Source organism: Sphingomonas sp. MMS12-HWE2-04 (assembly GCF_044881185.1).
Lineage (GTDB): Bacteria > Pseudomonadota > Alphaproteobacteria > Sphingomonadales > Sphingomonadaceae > Sphingomonas.
On record NZ_CP173254.1, the window covers coordinates 284085 to 300065 of the forward strand.

General features: G+C 68.0%; 14 protein-coding genes. All 14 read right to left on the reverse strand.

Annotated features, from left to right (window positions below; genetic code table 11):
• Positions 1 to 5 precede the first annotated feature (5 nt).
• From AB2M62_RS01355 to AB2M62_RS01420, 14 genes are read right to left on the reverse strand one after another with little or no spacing between them, the layout of a single operon-like run.
• Positions 6 to 2291, reverse strand: a complete 2286-nt coding sequence (locus AB2M62_RS01355) for a hypothetical protein (protein ID WP_404337151.1) — start codon at positions 2289 to 2291, stop codon at positions 6 to 8.
• Positions 2291 to 4582: a hypothetical protein gene (locus AB2M62_RS01360; RefSeq protein ID WP_404337152.1), complete on the reverse strand. Its 2292-nt coding sequence runs from the start codon at positions 4580 to 4582 to the stop codon at positions 2291 to 2293. The genes AB2M62_RS01355 and AB2M62_RS01360 overlap by 1 nt, the downstream gene beginning before the upstream one ends.
• Positions 4582 to 7146: a hypothetical protein gene (locus tag AB2M62_RS01365; RefSeq protein ID WP_404337154.1), complete on the reverse strand. Its 2565-nt coding sequence runs from the start codon at positions 7144 to 7146 to the stop codon at positions 4582 to 4584. Before AB2M62_RS01365 ends, AB2M62_RS01360 begins: the two co-directional genes overlap by 1 nt.
• A complete protein-coding gene (locus tag AB2M62_RS01370; protein WP_404337155.1) occupies positions 7143 to 7532 on the reverse strand; it encodes a GPW/gp25 family protein in 390 nt (129 codons plus the stop codon). The genes AB2M62_RS01365 and AB2M62_RS01370 overlap by 4 nt, the downstream gene beginning before the upstream one ends.
• Positions 7532 to 7831: a hypothetical protein gene (locus tag AB2M62_RS01375; protein ID WP_404337157.1), complete on the reverse strand. Its 300-nt coding sequence runs from the start codon at positions 7829 to 7831 to the stop codon at positions 7532 to 7534. Before AB2M62_RS01375 ends, AB2M62_RS01370 begins: the two co-directional genes overlap by 1 nt.
• Before the next feature lie 13 nt (positions 7832 to 7844).
• Positions 7845 to 8375 (reverse strand): phage baseplate assembly protein V, encoded by a 531-nt coding sequence (locus tag AB2M62_RS01380; RefSeq protein ID WP_404337159.1) that lies wholly within the window; start codon positions 8373 to 8375, stop codon positions 7845 to 7847.
• A gap of 5 nt (positions 8376 to 8380) precedes the next feature.
• On the reverse strand, positions 8381 to 9523 hold the full coding sequence (locus tag AB2M62_RS01385; protein WP_404337161.1) for a hypothetical protein: 1143 nt from the start codon (positions 9521 to 9523) through the stop codon (positions 8381 to 8383).
• Positions 9523 to 9807: a hypothetical protein gene (locus AB2M62_RS01390; protein ID WP_404337163.1), complete on the reverse strand. Its 285-nt coding sequence runs from the start codon at positions 9805 to 9807 to the stop codon at positions 9523 to 9525. The genes AB2M62_RS01385 and AB2M62_RS01390 overlap by 1 nt, the downstream gene beginning before the upstream one ends.
• On the reverse strand, positions 9804 to 10502 hold the full coding sequence (locus tag AB2M62_RS01395) for a hypothetical protein (RefSeq protein WP_404337165.1): 699 nt from the start codon (positions 10500 to 10502) through the stop codon (positions 9804 to 9806). Before AB2M62_RS01395 ends, AB2M62_RS01390 begins: the two co-directional genes overlap by 4 nt.
• Positions 10495 to 12372 carry an ATP-binding protein gene (locus tag AB2M62_RS01400; protein ID WP_404337166.1) on the reverse strand — a complete coding sequence of 626 codons (1878 nt, stop codon included), beginning with the start codon at positions 12370 to 12372 and terminating at the stop codon, positions 10495 to 10497. Before AB2M62_RS01400 ends, AB2M62_RS01395 begins: the two co-directional genes overlap by 8 nt.
• Positions 12369 to 13724 (reverse strand): DUF4255 domain-containing protein, encoded by a 1356-nt coding sequence (locus tag AB2M62_RS01405; protein ID WP_404337168.1) that lies wholly within the window; start codon positions 13722 to 13724, stop codon positions 12369 to 12371. Before AB2M62_RS01405 ends, AB2M62_RS01400 begins: the two co-directional genes overlap by 4 nt.
• Positions 13724 to 14698, reverse strand: coding sequence for a hypothetical protein (locus AB2M62_RS01410; RefSeq protein ID WP_404337169.1), 975 nt, complete (start codon positions 14696 to 14698; stop codon positions 13724 to 13726). Before AB2M62_RS01410 ends, AB2M62_RS01405 begins: the two co-directional genes overlap by 1 nt.
• Entirely contained in the window at positions 14695 to 15453 is a 759-nt protein-coding gene (locus tag AB2M62_RS01415; protein WP_404337171.1) for a hypothetical protein, read from the reverse strand. The genes AB2M62_RS01410 and AB2M62_RS01415 overlap by 4 nt, the downstream gene beginning before the upstream one ends.
• A 23-nt stretch (positions 15454 to 15476) precedes the next feature.
• Positions 15477 to 15977: a phage tail protein gene (locus tag AB2M62_RS01420; RefSeq protein WP_404337173.1), complete on the reverse strand. Its 501-nt coding sequence runs from the start codon at positions 15975 to 15977 to the stop codon at positions 15477 to 15479.
• Between the last annotated feature and the right edge of the window lie 4 nt (positions 15978 to 15981).

The window sequence follows — 15981 nt, forward strand, 5'->3', positions numbered from 1 at the left end:
GGTTCTCAAGTCACGGCGAGGATCTGTACCCGCGCCTGGACGGGGGCATATTCGGCGATCTTCGCGGCGAGGTCGTCGTGCTTGATGGGGTCGAGCGCGCGGTTGAACGCGCCCATCTCGGTGCCGTCCTCGCCGCCGCGCGCGATCGTTTGCGGGCAGCCAGGCGCCAGCTGCGCCAGCCCGGGATCGCCGAAACGCCGCGAAACGAACGTCTCGGCGGGAAGCCCGTCGGGGAAGATTATGCTTTGATATTGCGCTGGAATGCGGCCGCCACTGCGCGCCGCCGAATAGCGGAAGCAACTGTCCTGCGCGTTCTCAACAAAGACGTCGCCGTCGATGATCGATTCCGAAATCTCGGCGCGCGCGCACAGCAGGTCGCCGAGCACGGTCGAGCGCTGGAGCGTCAGCTCGGCGGTGCCCAGCGCGATCGCTGGGCCGCTGGCGTGCGCGATCACGATGCTGTCGCGGATCGTCACGCGCGCCGCAGAACACGCGCCGCCGGCGATCCCCGTGCGCTCGGCAATCGAACCGACGATGCAGCGATCCAGCGCGAGCGTTGCGACGGTGCCGTCGATGACCAGGCGAACGTGCGGGATATGCACCGGCGCGGGCGCGGCGGGGAGCACCACCTGCTCGCCGCCGGGATCGAGGCTGACGTCGCGAAACGTCACCTGGTCCCAATCGCCTTCGAGGACGAGTTCGGCGAGGTCGGCGGGGGCGGCGACGGTGCCCAGCGCGATGCCCAGCCACAGGCCGTCGATCTCGATCGTCCGGGCGCCGCCGGTTGCGATAAGACTTATGCTGCGCTGTCCGGCGGGGGCGGCGATGCGGACATAGGGACGGGCCTTGTCCACTGACCAGAGCCGGGTGTCGCCGGTGACCTGGATCTGTCCGCCCGCGCCGGTGGTGGGCGCGTAGGTTCGGCAATCGGCGAACAGTCGGTCGCCGGCCAGCGTTGCGAAGGCGGGGGCGAGCCCTAGAGCTGCAGGTGCCGGGTTTGCCTGGGGAAGCGTCCGGCGGCGGTCGTGGGTGCCGGCGCCTACCGGCCAGAAGATGCCGTAATAGTGTCGCCGCGTCTGAAGGCTGTTGCCCGCGGGAGGCGCGGCGCGGAGCTGAACGCGGCCGCGCGCCGGATCGGCGAGCGCAGTTACCCACGCGCCGGTGGTGATGCCATCGGCCCAGCCGGCCAGGCTGGCACCGATCAGCGCATGTGGGGCAAGCGAAGGCGCTAGTGCATTCGGCTGGACAGCGAGGTCGAGCGCGGGTGTCGCGCTTGCCGCGGTGGCGACAAGATTGGCTTTAGGGCTGTCTGCGGTCAGCGCGGCATCAAGCAGGTCGGCGATGACAAGCCCACCGATCGCCTCGGCTTCCTCGACGATCGCTTGCGCATCGCGGAAGCTCTGTCCGATCAGCGGCGCCCAGCTCGGGGGATAGGTGGGATCGTCGTCGAGCCGATAGGTCGCGGCGTTGATCCGGCGGCAGGTGATCGGCCCGCGCACGCTCCATTCCCGCTTGGGCTCGCAGAAGAAACTATCCTCGAAGCGCTGGCCCGGCGCGGGTTCGGCCTGTTCGACCCCGGGCTGGAAGAGCGGGACGTCGCGCCCGCTTGGATCGAGTGTGTAGTGCATCGCGTCGAGCCGGAACGGCGTCACGCCTTCGAGCGGGAAGGCATATTGGCGATAGACGAAGAGATTGACTCCGGCGATCTCGTAAAGCCGTCCGCGTTCCGCATCGGGCGGTCGGATTTGCGGGCGGTGCGCGAGATCGTCGAACGCCCCATCCAGCACGTCGCTCACGCGCACGCTGTTCAGCCGTGCATAGCCGCCGCGCGGGGTATGGGTGATCGGCCCCTCGGGGATCGCGGTGTCGAGCATGTGCCAGCGCCGCGCCAGTCGCTGGAAGCCTTCGCTCGCCACGGCGTCCCAATCTGCAATGTCGTCGGCGAGCCGTTCCAGCAGATGCGGCGTGCCGGCGCGCCGACGATAGGCGATGGTGTGCGCAATGTCTGCACGCCGCGCGGCGGGGTTGCGCGCGCTGGTCAGCCGCGTGCCGAGCAGCCGCGCGATATAGGGCAGCGCCCAATCGTCGGCCTCGTCGATCCGGCTATCGGCGAGCAGCCGATCGATGCTGCGCCGCGCGATCGCCGCCTCGCTGCCCAGGATGTCGCACAGTGCGCGGAGCTGCCCCGGCGGATCGGCATAGCCATCCTCGTGTCGGTATATCTCCGGCATCAGCGACCAGAAGGTCTCGGCATAATGCTGGGCAAAGCCGTCAAGGGCGGGGCGCGCCATCAGACCACCCGACCATGCGCGAGGAAATCGAACCAGCGCCCGGCGCCGGGCGACAGCGCCTTCGGCATCGGCCCGGCTGCCAGCGCAATCGAAGGCACGCTGCCGACGCCGGGAATCGCATGGATCGTCGCGAGCAGCTGACTGCGGAAGATCGGCGCGCCGACGGGCACGTTTGCCGGCGCGAGGCGACCGGTTTTGGCATCGAACAGGGCGGCTTGCACCGCGGCACGCACCGGCCCAGCAGCATAGCCTGCCGCCTGCACCACCGCGACGTCGAACATCGGCAGCGCGAGCTTCTCGGCCAGCTGAATCTGGATGGCGAGCCCGGGGGCGGCGCGCGCGGCGAGATAGGCGGCGAGCGTTTCCGAAGGATCGCCGCTGTCGGCGATGATCCAGCCGACGACGATCGCGGCCTGGCGACCCTGATCCCAGCTATAGGCGACCGACGCATTGACGATCCCAGAACTGCCCCGGATCATCGCCTCGAAATCCGCGAGCGACACTGCACGGCCCAGCGTCAGCGCGCCTGCGGGGGCGAGCGCACGGATTTCGTCCGCCTTTTCGGCATCAGCACCGCCCCAGGCGGCGAGCGGCTGGGTCACGCGCGAGAGGCCCGCAGCGGCGCGCGCGAACTGGCCGATCGATCCGGGCGGGGGCTTGGCGGCCCCTGCGCCGGCGCGATAGCTGGCGACGATGTTGCGCACGCCCGAGGGGAAGCGCATCCCGCGCTCGCCGTCGCCGCCGATGATCGTCGCGGTCCCGTCGGGCGCCATCTCGATGGCGAACAGCCGGTCGCCGGACTTGCGGCCATAGAAGCTGTCGGTGAAGGCCCAGGCGAGGCCATCGACCCACAAGGTGATCTGCGGCACGCGGCCCGAAGCCGCGGCGGCATCCTCGATCCAGCTCAGTGGCTTTTTCTTGAGTGGGAAGCGCTGCGCCGCGATCTGCGCGTTGCCCGAGCCCAGCACTTCGTTGGAGACCGTCTCGCCGCGTATCGCGGTGACGACATTGCCCAGGATCGCTATCGGCGTCTCGAGCGGATCGGGGCCCGCTGCCCCGGCGTCGGGCACATAGCGCGGGTGCATTCCCGGCTGCACCGTTCCCGGCAAATCGAGCCCTGCCGCACGCTGCCCCAGTGCGAAGGCGGGGCCCGAAGCCGGGGCACCGTCCAGTTCGACGCCGGGCAGCGCCAGCGCGCCCTGCGCCTGGATCATCGCCGATGTCACCCGTGTCTCGGCGGGGCGCAACAAGGTGCCTGCCGACTTGGGTGCCAGATGGGCGCGAACGACAGCATCGGAGCCCACGGTGCCGACGCTGGCGAAGGTCAGGTAGCTGAGCGGCAGTGTTGCGGTGGCGCCCGACGAACCGACGCTCAGCACATGATTATGCACGCCCGCCGAGGTCAGGCTGACGGCGTGAAGCACGCCGTTGACTTCGATCGCCGCGTCCTGACCCTTGAGCAGCATCGGATAGAGTGCGTCGAGATAGAGGCCGGTGCTGCCCCATGCGCCGGCGCCGTCGTGCGGCGAGGGATGCGCCAGAAGTGCGAGCGTGTTGACCTTGATCGCGCTGAGCAGCTGGCCGGTGAAGCTGCCCGGCAGCGGCGGATCGAGCGTGATCGTGCGATAGCGTTCGCCATCGGCGGCGGGGCCGACATCGCTTGCCACCACACGCGCGGCGTGGCGCAGCGTGCCGCTGGTCACGCTCACCACAGCATCCTTCACCGGCCCCTCGCTTGCGGCAAAGCGCAGCGTGCCGTCGAAACTCGCCAGGCGATGCGGCGCGAGCGGCCAGCGATTGCGTTGTGGCCAGATTTTCACCGGCTCCAGCAATTCGAAGACCTGCGCCTTTTCGTCGCCGAAGGGCTGGCTGCGGAAGCCCGTCGCCGCGGGAACCAGCACGGGGTCGCGTCCGCGCGCCTCCAGCGCCAGGCGAACCCGCGCAACCATCGCCGGGCGCGGGCGGTAGCCGGTCAGCGCGACGATCTCGGCGGCGATCGCATCGTCGTTCGCCGTGCCGAGATAGCTGCGCTCGGCGATCATCCGATCGTAGAAGCCGGTGATGTCCAGCACATAGGACCAGGCTTCGAGCAGCATCACGCCGAGATCGTGCGCGCTGTCGGCGGTCCAGCCTGATAATGCGGGATAGGCCTCGACGGCGTGGAGCATCGCGCGGCGATAGTGCGGGAACGCCGTGGCCTGGCGCGGCAGCGTGGCGAGGCCAGCGGGAATGCGCACCGGCTCGGGGTGCGGCGGTGGCGGGCAGCAGGGCCGGGGGGCATGACGGAGCATCAGGCGCCTCCCGCCGCGACCTTGTCGCTATGCACCGAGAGGATGCCCATCGCCGCGCGATCGGGATCGTCCTGCAGCCGCACGATCTGGTTGGCGGCGGGCACGAGCTCGGCCTCGGTGAAGGGGCGCCAATTGCCAAAGCCGTGCACGCGGATGCGGATCGCATCGACGAAGCGCACGCCCGGCACCGCCTGTGCCGCCGCTTCCAGCGCCGAGCGGATCAGCGGGGTACCGAAGGTGAAGCGATCGGGTGCCAGGAACGCGCGGAGCGCGAATTCCACCGCTTCGATCACGTCGCCGGGGGAGGCTTCGGCGGTGATGCAGATCGAAATGTCGAGATCGATATCGAGATAATCGGCCTCCAGCCGGCGCACGTCGCGCGCGGCGAGGCGAATGCAATCGAGCTCGCGGTCCACCGTCGCCTGTTGCGCAGGCGTGAGGGACACCGCGTTGAACGGATCGACTGCGAAGAAATCGGTCGACCAGCTTCCCGTCCAGCAGGTCACTGCATTGGCGCGCTGGACGAAGGGAAGCTTGCCGAGAATTGTTTCATAATCCTCTGGGCGGACGGCACGGCGCGGCACGGCGCGGAACGCTTCCGGGGCGTTGGTGCGGATCGAGGTTGCGGTCTCAGGCGGCAGCGCATTGGAGAAGGGCAGGGGGTTGGTTACATCGCCGACCAGTGCCGCGAGCGTCGGCGACATCGTGATGCCCGGGGGCGGCGTCAGCGTCAGCGACTGGCTGGGGATGTTGGCGATCACGCCCGGATCGGTGCGATAGATCACCCGCAGCACTGCGCCATCGGGCGGCGCCCGGCCGAAATCCCCCGAGCCGAAGCGCAGTGTCCAGCCGCTGTCCGCGGCATAGTCGCGAAAGGCGAAACTGCCGAAGCGCAGCTGATGGCGCTGGACCGTGCGCCACATGCCGGGTTCGACGGTGAAATTCTCACTATCGAGATCGCCGTCGAGCAGATCGTCGATATAGGTCCACGCAGTGTCGGACACGAACAACCCGAACAACTCGAGATCGTCCGTCGGGAGCGGGCTCGGCAGCGCGCCGGGCACCACTTCCATCACGCTGATGTCCGGCAGCCCGCTCGGCAGATGGCGGAGCGAGGTGCCTTCGGTCGCGGTGAGGCCGTAGCGGAAGAGGATGTCGCGTCCGTCCTCGGCGCGTTCGAGCGGCCCCTCGCGCTCGATCGCAGGCGAAAGTTCACGCATCCGGGCGGCGAGATCGGCAGCGATGGCGCCCTGATGGGCGGAAAGGGCTGCGTCGTCGCCGATGCGGAAATATTCGACCACGCGCTCGCCCGCCGCGACATCGGCCAGGTTCATCGCGACGCTGAGCCCGTCATAGGGAAGTTCGACCGAGAGGGCCTCGTCGGCGGACCACCGTATCTCGGTTACGAAGGTCGGACTGCCGGCTGTGAGCACCAGCGGATCCAGGAATTCGCTGAATCCGGTGATCGTGACCGGCACCGCGCGGCGCGGCCGCGCCGGATCGGCGGGATCGGAAAGGATCATCACGCGCTTGCCGATCAGGAACTCCGCGCGTGTCACGCCCATCGGCGTCTGCGCCGCGACTGCCGCCGCCGAACGCAGCATCAACGATGTCGCGCCGTGGCCGATACAATCGATGCCCGGATCGGGATTGTGCGCCGGAAGCGCGTTCCAGAAGGGATGCACCCAAGCATCGGCGAGGGTTGAAAAGGCGATTGGGGAATCGCCACCGATCCGGGTCCACACCCGACTGTCTGCAGGTACAATGCCGCCGGCGATCGCAGTGAACGCAATCGGACCGCTCGCCGGGGAGCCGCGGAACGGGCGGTAGTCGACCAGCTTGGCATGAGCGGCGAGGCTAGCCCGTTGGGTGGCGCTGCCGAAGCGCGTCTCGGTGTCGATCCGGTCCTGCTGATAGGCAAAGTGGTCGCCCATCGCCGCCATGATCTCGAACATCATCGTGCCGAAATCGGCTTCGAGTGGCTCCTTCCAGTTCGGGTAGCGAAGGTTGGCGAAGTCGAGCAGCGCGCGGCGCAGGCTGTCGAAGTCGCGCGCGAGATAGTCGATATCGACATCGACCAGCGCATCGCCCGGGCAATCGCTGTCGACCTCGCAATCGAACCCGGTCTCGCACCCCTGTTTGAAATCGAACAGGATCGTGTCGCTCAGCGGATCGAGCCGGGCATGATCGAGCACGAGCCGATACGGCTCGAACCCGCCGGGCTCGACCATCTGGATCTCGAGCGCGACGCGGGAGTCGATTACGGTGCGCACGCGGCGCCAGCGGATGCCGGCGATCTCGGCGGCGAGCCCCTCGGTCGCCGTTTCGACGCGCACCGTGAGCGATACCGCGACTGCCGCGGCGGCGCCTTCGTCGACCGCCGGCGGCAGCGCCGGCACCTGCGCGGTGGCGATCATCGCCGGGCTGGTGAGATCGGGCTCGATCACGAAGAAGACGCGCAGCAGCCGCTGGTCGGCAGGGTCGACGACCTGGACGAAGTCGATCCCCGTCAACGCCTTGACGGTTTGGGCGCAGAGCGCGACGCGGCGGCCCGGGCTTGTCATTGCAGCACCAGCTCTTCGTTGAGATAGCGCCGCTCGCCGTGCGCGATCACGCGATAGACCACGGTGATCTCGAGCTTGGACTGGTCCGCGCGCGCCTCGACGCTCTCGACCGTAATGATCGTGGGCAACCAGCGATTGAGCGCTTCGAGGATCATCGTCCGTGCCAGCATCGCGCTGGCATCCGATAGGGGTGCGAAGACGAGGCGACGCACGCCCGCGCCGAACCCGGGCCGGTTGATCCGCTCGCCGCGCGCGGTGAGCAAAACCTGGCGGATCAGCCCGCGGACATAGGCGTCATAGTCCGGCTCCTCCGCGAAGCGACCGGCGGTGCGATCCACGCCCGCTGGGAAGCGAAAGCGCCGGGCGAAAGGGGCGAGCGTTGGCATCAGCTTCCCTTCACGCGCATGTCACCCGAGGTGACCGTCACGGGCCCGGTCGCGCCGGCGGGGCCGGTCGCGGTTCCGGTACTGCCCACGCCGACGGTAGGGACGCCGCTCACCTTCACGCGGCTGTTGCCCATCACCCAGGTGCCGGCGACGAGTGGCCCGGCGAACTGCATGACATCGGTGGTGAGACCGAGCGGGCCGGTCTGCGCCTTGACGCGGACATTGGTCGTGACGAACGCGACGCCGGGCGACCCGGCGGCGCTGACATGGAGCGGCATGCTCACGATAGGCTGGGCCATGCGGTGCCTCCCTTCATGGCCCGACCGTCAGCGCGCCGTTCATGGCGTCGAATCCGGTGGCGCTCAGGCTCGCGGCGCCGCCGTTCGCGGCGAGATCAATCTGGGTGGCTTCGAGCTTGATCCCCTGCTGTGACAGCGTGATCTTGGGGCCGGCGCTGCTTTCGATCGTCACCTCGCCACTATCATTGTCGACGCGGATAGTGATGCCGCCGGTCTTGAGGAAGAAGATCGTGTCCTTCGCGTCCGCTGCGTCGATCTCGTCGTCCTTCCAGAAGCATCCGCTCCAGATCGGCTGGTTCAGCGCGCCCGCCTCGAATTCGACCCATACCGAGGTGCCCACCGGCGGGATCGCGAACAGCCCCAGCGATGCGCCGGCATAGGGGACGCAGGGCATCGCCCAGATCTCCTTCTCGCCCATCACCGAGGCGACTTTCACCTTCACCCGCCCCTTCTTGGTTGTGTCCGCGACATCGGTGACCTCGCCGCGATATTTTCCGTAGAAGTGATTCTCGGATTCTTCGGCGAGGCGATTGAGCAGTTCCATGTCAATCAGGCCGCTCCCGCCAAGCCATTGGCGCGCAGCTTGAAGTCGATGAAGTGATCCGCCGCGTTGATCACATGCGTCGCGGTCTTGACCTGATACGGGCCGGAGAGCCGCGTGCCGGCATGGCGGACGGCGATGATCTGGTGCGGGATGACCGGGAACTTGATCAGATCGAGCGTGGTCGAGCAATCGACCTCGACGAACCAGGCTGCCTCGGTGAGCTGCGCTTCGGCAGCCAGCGCCTGCTCGATCGGATCGGTGATGGTGGGGGCCAGTACTTGCCGGGTGTCGCGGTGCACCCGCTCGAGCGTCGCCGCTTCGGGGTTGACCGGTGCATCGGGCGGCGTGCTGTCGGTGGTCGTCGAATCCCCGGCGGCAAGGTCCTGTGCGAAGCCGCGCGCGGCGCTTGGCCGCTCGAAATCGATCCGGGCGTCGAAGCGCGTGACGGTCACGCAATTGTCGGGCGGCGGCTGGACGTCGATCTCGAGCCCGGAATCGGCGACCAGCACCGGCGGCGCTGGCGGCCCCGCCGAGGCGCGCGGCGGCGACGCCTTGAGATTGGCCGTGATCGTATCGACGCTGATGCCGGCGGGGGATCCCGAGACTTCGTAGCTCAGCCAGAATTCGAGATTGTTCTTGCGCGCGATGTCTTCGATGAAAGCGAGATCGGTGCCGCGCTGGTTGAGCGCGTGCTGCTCATCGGCATATTCGATCCGCGTCTCGTCGACATCGGGGGTAAAGTCATAGCCCGACAGTACGGTCTGTGCGGCGTCGGACGCCTTGCCGAGCCAGACGTCCTGGATGCCGACACGGCCCATCTCGACGCGGCGATCTTCGCCATGGACTTCGATCCAGCTCCCCGTTCCGCCCACCATCGACGAGGTGCGCACCCTGGTGATCGGCCCGACGACCAGGCATTGCGGAGCGCCCTCGACGCTGACGAATATGCCGACGAGTTGGTTGGCCTGCAGTTCGGGCCGGTGCGCTACTTCGGGATCGCCTTCGCAGAGATCATCCTCGAAGCGCAGTGCAAACCGCGTCGCCTTGCTCAGCTCCATCTCGACCCGCGCCTCGACGATCCAGCGCATGATGTCCGCATCCATGATCGCATGGGCCGCGCCCGTGGTGAGAATCGCCCCGAAGCCCATCAGGCGCCCTTCACCGGAATCGCGACAAGCGGCGCATCGGCGATCTGCTCGACGGTCATCGCGCCATTGTGATGTGCGATCCGCCAGAAGCCGGTGGCGTTGGCGAGATAGCGCTCGGCGATGTGATCGAGCCTTTGGCCGTCGCGGCGGCGATGGATGCCGAGATTGGGGGCGTTCGGAATGCGTGCCGGGGTTACGCAGGCGACCGTCCGGCCCTTGCGATCGATGCCCTGGGTCACGTTCGCATAGAGGAGGTAGCGGCTATTGGCTTCGAACACGCTCATAGCGGCACCATCGAGGCGACTGCGGTGCCGACATTGGCGAGATTGGCGATTGCAAGCAGATCGTCCTGCGCGCGGGTGAGGTTATAGGCGGCGATCGCCACGCCGGTGGCGGTGGTCGACTTGCACTTGAACACGTCCGGCGTGAGCACGCGCAGTTCGATCGTCGCCTTGGCGATCAGTGGATAAAGATTGGGCGTGAATTCGGTGATGTCGATGCTCAGCGAGACGACGCGCACCGGCAGGATCGCCGACGTCCCGAGGATCAGCAGCGTCACCGGCACCGCGGGCCGCTCGGCCTGGGCCGCGGCGTCGCCGGCAAGTCCGCCGATCGCTCCGACCAGGTCGCCGAGCAGGCCCTTCGACGGCTCGACCAGCTTGCGCAGCGCGGCGAGGCGGCTGGCGACCCCCGTCATCATTGCCACCGGATTGCCCATCTCGATATCGTCGGCCGCGTCGAATTCGAGATCGAAGCTGTAGGTCTGCTCGGGATCGAACGGCTGGACCAGCGGCGTCTGCGAGGCCTGGTTCTGCGGCGCGGTCTGGAACGGGTTCCACGGCGTCACGCCCAGCGTCACCTTGGCGGGGTTATACTGAAAGGGCACGATGTTCGGGATGACGATCCCGAAATCCTCGAGCAGCTGGACCAGCGCGCCACGCAGCACGGTGGGGGAGAGCGGATAGCCGGTATCAGCCACGGGCACGCCTCCCGCCGGAAATCGGCGTGACGATCTCGCCGATCCGGCCTTCCTTGGCGAGCTCGCGGCGGATGCCGGCAAGGACCAGCTCTGGAGTGATCTTCGCGCCCTTGCCGCCGGCGAGGAACGCCGCGGAGAGCGCCGCCGACTTGATCTGTGCGCCGCTCAGCACATGCGCCGCAGCGATCGGTGCGACCAGCGTCTCGAGAGCCTTTTTGGGCACGCCCATCGCGCGCAGCATCTGCCGCCACAACGCGGCGCGCTCGATCTCCTCGGGCATCGCGAAATCGACGATGAAGCGCAACCGGCGGAGAAAGGCCGTGTCGATGTTGCCGCGGCGGTTGGTCGACAGCATCACCAGATGGCGGTGCGATTCGATCAGCTGGAGCAGATGGCCAGTATCGGCGTTGGCGTGACGCGCATTGACGCTGTCATTCTCCACGCGCCGCGCGAACAGGCCGTCCGCCTCTTCGAACATGATCGCGCAATTGGCCTCGCGCGCCACCGCAAAGGCGTTGGTCATGTTCTTGGCCGTCTCGCCGATATATTTGCTGCTGACTGCGCCGGTATCGATCACCAGCAGGTCGAGCGAGAGCGCCGCGGCGACGACTTGCCCCGCCATCGATTTGCCGGTGCCCGGCGGGCCGGCGAAGAGCGCCGTCAGTGCGGCGGTGCCTTCGAACAGGCGGCGGCGATCCGGATCGGCAAGCAGCGCGTCGCGGGCGCGCGCTTCGGATTCGATCGTGCGGAGCAGCGCCTTGACCTGCTCAGGCAGGATGAGGTCGTTCCAGCCATAGCGCGTGGCGACAATCTGCCCGACGCCTTTCACCCGCTCACGGGTGCGCTGGTGGAGAAAGGCGTGGAACGCCGCAGGATCGGATACGCCGAGCGCGGCCGCATCTGAAAGGTCGCTGAGGCGGGGTGCACCGAGCGGCGAAAGCGCGGCGGCGACCTCGGCGGGGAGGAGTTCGCGGGCCAGCCTATCGCGCGAGTCCGGCGCGAGCGGCGGCACGGTCACGGCCAGGTCGATCGCGCCTTCGAGCCGAGGGAGCTCGCTCTCGGTGTCGAGCGTGACGAACTGGACGGGCGCAAGCATCGTCTCGGGCGGCCAACTGCGGGGATCGCCGCGCCAGATCGGCGCTACCTTGCCCATCATCAGCGCAAGCCGCTGGACGCGCGCGACCGCATCAGCGGTGGGAGCGTCGCCGATCGAGATCGCGAGCGCGCGAAGCCCCAGGGCCTTGGCTAGCGCGGCGGCCAACCCTGAGCGGCCGCTGCCGTCGAGCCCATGGACCAGCACCCGGACGGGTAGCCGCTTGGCCATCGCCGCTTTGATGCGGGCAACCGTCGCGCCGATCGCCCATTCCGCAAGCGGAGAGGGCGCCTCTGCGCGACGGATCGCCAATCCTTCAATGCCGACAAGGCTGGGCAGTGCAAAATACCATTCGACGATCGCCGGATCGGCTTCGAGCATCGCCGGTTCGCCGGGGCGTCCTTCTCGGGGCGCAATCAGCCGCCAGGCAAGCAGCGGGGAACCCGAGCGCGGCACCGGCTCCGCGCCATGGCCGAACAACTGGCGGAGCGCCACGCTGGTAGGAAGCAGCGCATGCGGAAGGCCCTGGAGCGCAGCGATGCGCGGCCCAAGCGCCGGCTCGACCGCTACCGCAACCGTGGCGTCGAGCGCGTCGATCTCGGCAGGAGCCAGCGAGAACAGCGCGCGCAGTCGGTTGCGGGTCTCGCCTTCGGCTCCGTCGAGCCGCTTTTCGATGGCATCGAGGGCCTCGGCATCGAAATCGCCAGCTTCGGCACGATCGAGCCGGAGTGCGATCCGTTCGACGGCGAGCAGCGCAGCGTTGGCGCGAGTGCTCATGGCGTTACCCAGAAGGGAGCGGTATCGACGCCCGCAATGCCGAAGCGAACGAGGCGGATTTCGCCATCGGTGGGGTCGAAATCGAGCATCGCCTCGAAGCGTGTCGCCGAGACTGCGCGATATTCGCCTGCGGCGAGGGGCCCCGGCTCGCTCGCCGGGTGAAGGCGATAGACCACACCCGCGATGCTCAGAGCACTATCGGGTTCGGCGAGCATGGCGTCGACACCCGGCGACAAGTCGATTCGCAATCGCGCCGGCGCAGCGAGCACGCTGGTGCCCCCGACATTGGCGCCGATCGCGATCGGCACGGCGTTGCTCTGCGTCGTGACCGTCCGCGGCTCGCCGCTCGACACGGCGAGCGGTCGCCGGCGGCGGACCGCAAGCGTGTGTACGCCAGGCAGGATCGGAAGGTTGACGATCATGCCGCCCGCCACCGTCTGCACGCTCGGTTGGACGACGAGGCTCAGTGCATCGCCGCGCAGCCGTACCTCCCAGTCGGGATTGGCGGTCGGATCGATTTCGATCACGCCTTCGGGACCGGTCAGCAACAGCGTCTCGCTGGTGCCGTCGCCGAGATCATGACCCGTGGCCGTGATCCGCGCCGCCGAAGGCGTGGCAGTGGACCCGATCGCGGCTTCGGCCGGGCTGACCGAAGTGGCCAGCGTGCCGCCGCCCATCGATGCGGGCATCGCCACCGTCTGCACGGACGAACTGGCGGTCAGCCGCGGCCGTCCGCCGACGCTGACACCCAGGCCATAGCTGGTGACCAGTCCGGCTTGCGTATCGGGTTCGTCGGGCGGCAGCAGCGTGCTGCGCACTTCGTAATAGGCCGTGAGCCGCGCCGTGTGATTCTGCGCCGCGGACCAGAAATTGACCAATTCCTCGGGCGTGAGTTGGCGCGGGATGATCTCGATCTTGTTCTGCCGCCCGCGCATCGCCGGATCGAACACCGGCGTCAGGATGTTGGTCGGCGGGGCAGGCATTTCGAGCCGGTCGTCGAACGCCGGAAAGTCGTGAAAGGTCTTCATCGCCAGCCCCATCAGCCGTTGCTGGCCTGGGATGTCTGGTTCGGTGGAGGGGCTGTGCGCGGTCAGGACATAATAGAGGATCAGCGGCAGCGGCGCTTCGGCGATCGGGAAGCCGCCAAGCGAATCGATCGGGAATTCGTTGCGCTTCGACGCGTCCTCGACCGCGTGGAAGAGGTGGAGATTGAGGTTGGAGAGGTCCTCTTCCTCGGCCTTTTCGGGCGGCAGGTCGGTAACCGTCACGGCGAGGCCGGAAATGCGCCAGATGTTGAGCCGCACCAGGCTGCGCAGGCTGGCGGTGACCGCATAGAGATCGGCAACGGCCATCAGCGGCGCCGCACGCCGTAAATGGTCAGCGGCGAAGCGCTAGGTTCGAGCGCGCCGATAACCGAGGCTTCGCGCGCCGTTGCCGGGCGCGGGGCTGGCTTGGCCGGCGCCTGATCCTCATTGGCGGGTGCGGAGCGCGGCGACGGGGCTTGCGGCGCAGGCTGGCGGGCAAGTTCGGCGCGCACCGCTTCGCGCACCACGCGCTCGATCGCGGGCGCGTCGGGTATAGACGAAGCCGGTGGAGCAAGCGGCGGCGGCGCGGGGCGGGGGGGCTCGACTTCGCGAGCGATGGGCACGAGCGGTTCGATCGCTGGGATTGCCGGTATCGCAGGCGTGGTAATCGGCGGGAGAGGCGTGGGCTGGGGCGCTGCCGGGGTCGCGCGGTTGCGGACCGGCGGACGCGCCTCTGGCGTCATTGCCTCGGGTGCGCGCGTGCGCGGAACGGCTTGTGCGGACGTAAGAGCGGATGGCGTGGCAGCAGGCGTTGCGAGCCTGGGTGCTGATGGTGCGAGCGCGACGGGTTGCGGCGACAAGTCGCGCCGCGCCTCCGGCTGCAGCGCGCGGATTGGCCGTTCTGAGACGGTGACGTCGGCCGGCGTCGTCGCCAATGCTGCCTCTGATGATGGCAACGCGATACTGCGATCCGCCTGCGATGGCAGGGGCTGGACGGGGTTCGCCGGAAAAGCCGGAACGGCGCTTTCGGTAGATGTTGTGCCGAGTGGCACCGCAGGGCGTACGGGCGTGACCGGAGCTGGGATCTCGGTTGCTCCTTCGTCGCCGAGCGCCTCGGGATCGGGCGATACGCCGAGGATGCCGAAATCGCTCGCCAGGCCGCCTTCGCCGAGCCGCTGGTCGAAGCTTAGTACCGGCGATCCGCTGGCCATTGCTGGCGCCGCTTCGGCGCCCGTAGGCGGGCTGGGCGCGGCGGCAAGCCCGGCGCCGCGATCGAGCAGCCGCTGGAGATAGCCGCTCATCCCGTCGCTCTTTGGCGAAGCGCTGCGCCGCGCTCGCTTTCGATCAGCGCGGCATAGGCGCGACGATCGTCGCGCGGCAGCGCCATGATCTCGGCATGGCTCCAGCCATAGCGCGCGGCGATGAGATGGGTCTCGCGGATCAGGAACGGGCGCTCGTTGCCGATCGCGCGCACCAGAAAGCGCGGCAAGTCGAAGCCGAGCTGCTGCTCCGCCTGGCAATGCGGGCAGGTGGCGTCGAGATCGAGCGCAAGCAGCGGCGCGGCGCGTTCGAGAAAGGCGCTCAGGCTGGCATGATGCTCGGGCTCGGGCGGCGAGATGCAGAGCGCCGCGAAGAGTGAGTTTGGTTCGCGAGTCGCGGCGTCCGCAATCGTCGGCGCGCGCATCTGCACGGATTCGACCGCCCAATAGCCATCTGCGTCGGGTGTGCCGGCCAATGCCGCTTCGCGGTCTTGCGCAGCGATCAGTTCAGCAAGATCGAGCGCGAATTCGAAAGGCTGATCGCAGGAAGCGCAAGTCGCGCGACACGAGGCGGTGTCGCCAATCTCGGCACGGTAGACTTGCGCGAGCAGGCGATCATGTACCGCCGCGAGCATCGCGCCGATATCGACCGGTGCACCCGCCTCGTCGCGGACCAGGGCCGCGAGCAGCCGCGAGGGTTCGCCGGGCCGTTCGGGCGCGAGCGTTGCCTCATCGCCTCCCGCGATCCGGCGCAGCTGGAACCGGGCCGGCGGGAGCGACGGGATCGCTATCGTCAAGATGCGTTCCCCCGCCATGGCGATCAGGTCTCTGCGACCTCGACCACGGCGTCGTCGCGCATGAAACCTTCATTCTGGAGAACTAGCGTCTCGAATGCGACGCCATTGGCGTTGGCATCGAGCTCCGGCACCGCGGTGAATTCGCTCACCCAGCAGCGGAACGCATTCCAGGCGCGTACCTTGGTACCCTGGAGATTGTAGAGCTCGATCGAGATATCACGGCGGAAGTTCTTGAGGCTGATCAGCCCCGCGCCCTCGGGATTATAGACCGAGAGCGCCCATAGCTCGAACTCGTTGTCATGGGTGATGCCGCGCTCGATCGTGATCGGCTCGAAGCTCGCCAGGCCCGGCGAGATACGCTTGCTCGACAAATCGCCGCCGTCGCGGTGTTGTACGGGCTCGATCGTGCGCTTCAGCCCGCTGACTTTGGAGACGCCTGCCACCGGCACGCCGCCGAAAAGCACGCGAAAACGGAAGTTTTTATACGGATCTATGCGCGTTGCATTGACCGAAAACTGGACCATGGGT

Excerpts from the sequence above, each read along its gene's own strand:
- AB2M62_RS01360 (WP_404337152.1), bottom strand. The coding sequence starts at position 4,582 with ATGCTCCGTCATGCCCCCCGGCCCTGCTGCCCGCCACCGCCGCACCCC.
- AB2M62_RS01365 (WP_404337154.1), bottom strand. The coding sequence starts at position 7,146 with ATGACAAGCCCGGGCCGCCGCGTCGCGCTCTGCGCCCAAACCGTCAAG.
- AB2M62_RS01390 (WP_404337163.1), bottom strand. The coding sequence starts at position 9,807 with ATGAGCGTGTTCGAAGCCAATAGCCGCTACCTCCTCTATGCGAACGTG.
- AB2M62_RS01355 (WP_404337151.1), bottom strand. The coding sequence starts at position 2,291 with ATGGCGCGCCCCGCCCTTGACGGCTTTGCCCAGCATTATGCCGAGACC.
- AB2M62_RS01410 (WP_404337169.1), bottom strand. The coding sequence starts at position 14,698 with ATGAGCGGCTATCTCCAGCGGCTGCTCGATCGCGGCGCCGGGCTTGCC.
- AB2M62_RS01405 (WP_404337168.1), bottom strand. The coding sequence starts at position 13,724 with ATGGCCGTTGCCGATCTCTATGCGGTCACCGCCAGCCTGCGCAGCCTG.
- AB2M62_RS01375 (WP_404337157.1), bottom strand. The coding sequence starts at position 7,831 with ATGGCCCAGCCTATCGTGAGCATGCCGCTCCATGTCAGCGCCGCCGGG.
- AB2M62_RS01400 (WP_404337166.1), bottom strand. The coding sequence starts at position 12,372 with ATGAGCACTCGCGCCAACGCTGCGCTGCTCGCCGTCGAACGGATCGCA.
- AB2M62_RS01420 (WP_404337173.1), bottom strand. The coding sequence starts at position 15,977 with ATGGTCCAGTTTTCGGTCAATGCAACGCGCATAGATCCGTATAAAAAC.
- AB2M62_RS01385 (WP_404337161.1), bottom strand. The coding sequence starts at position 9,523 with ATGGGCTTCGGGGCGATTCTCACCACGGGCGCGGCCCATGCGATCATG.
- AB2M62_RS01380 (WP_404337159.1), bottom strand. The coding sequence starts at position 8,375 with ATGGAACTGCTCAATCGCCTCGCCGAAGAATCCGAGAATCACTTCTAC.
- AB2M62_RS01370 (WP_404337155.1), bottom strand. The coding sequence starts at position 7,532 with ATGCCAACGCTCGCCCCTTTCGCCCGGCGCTTTCGCTTCCCAGCGGGC.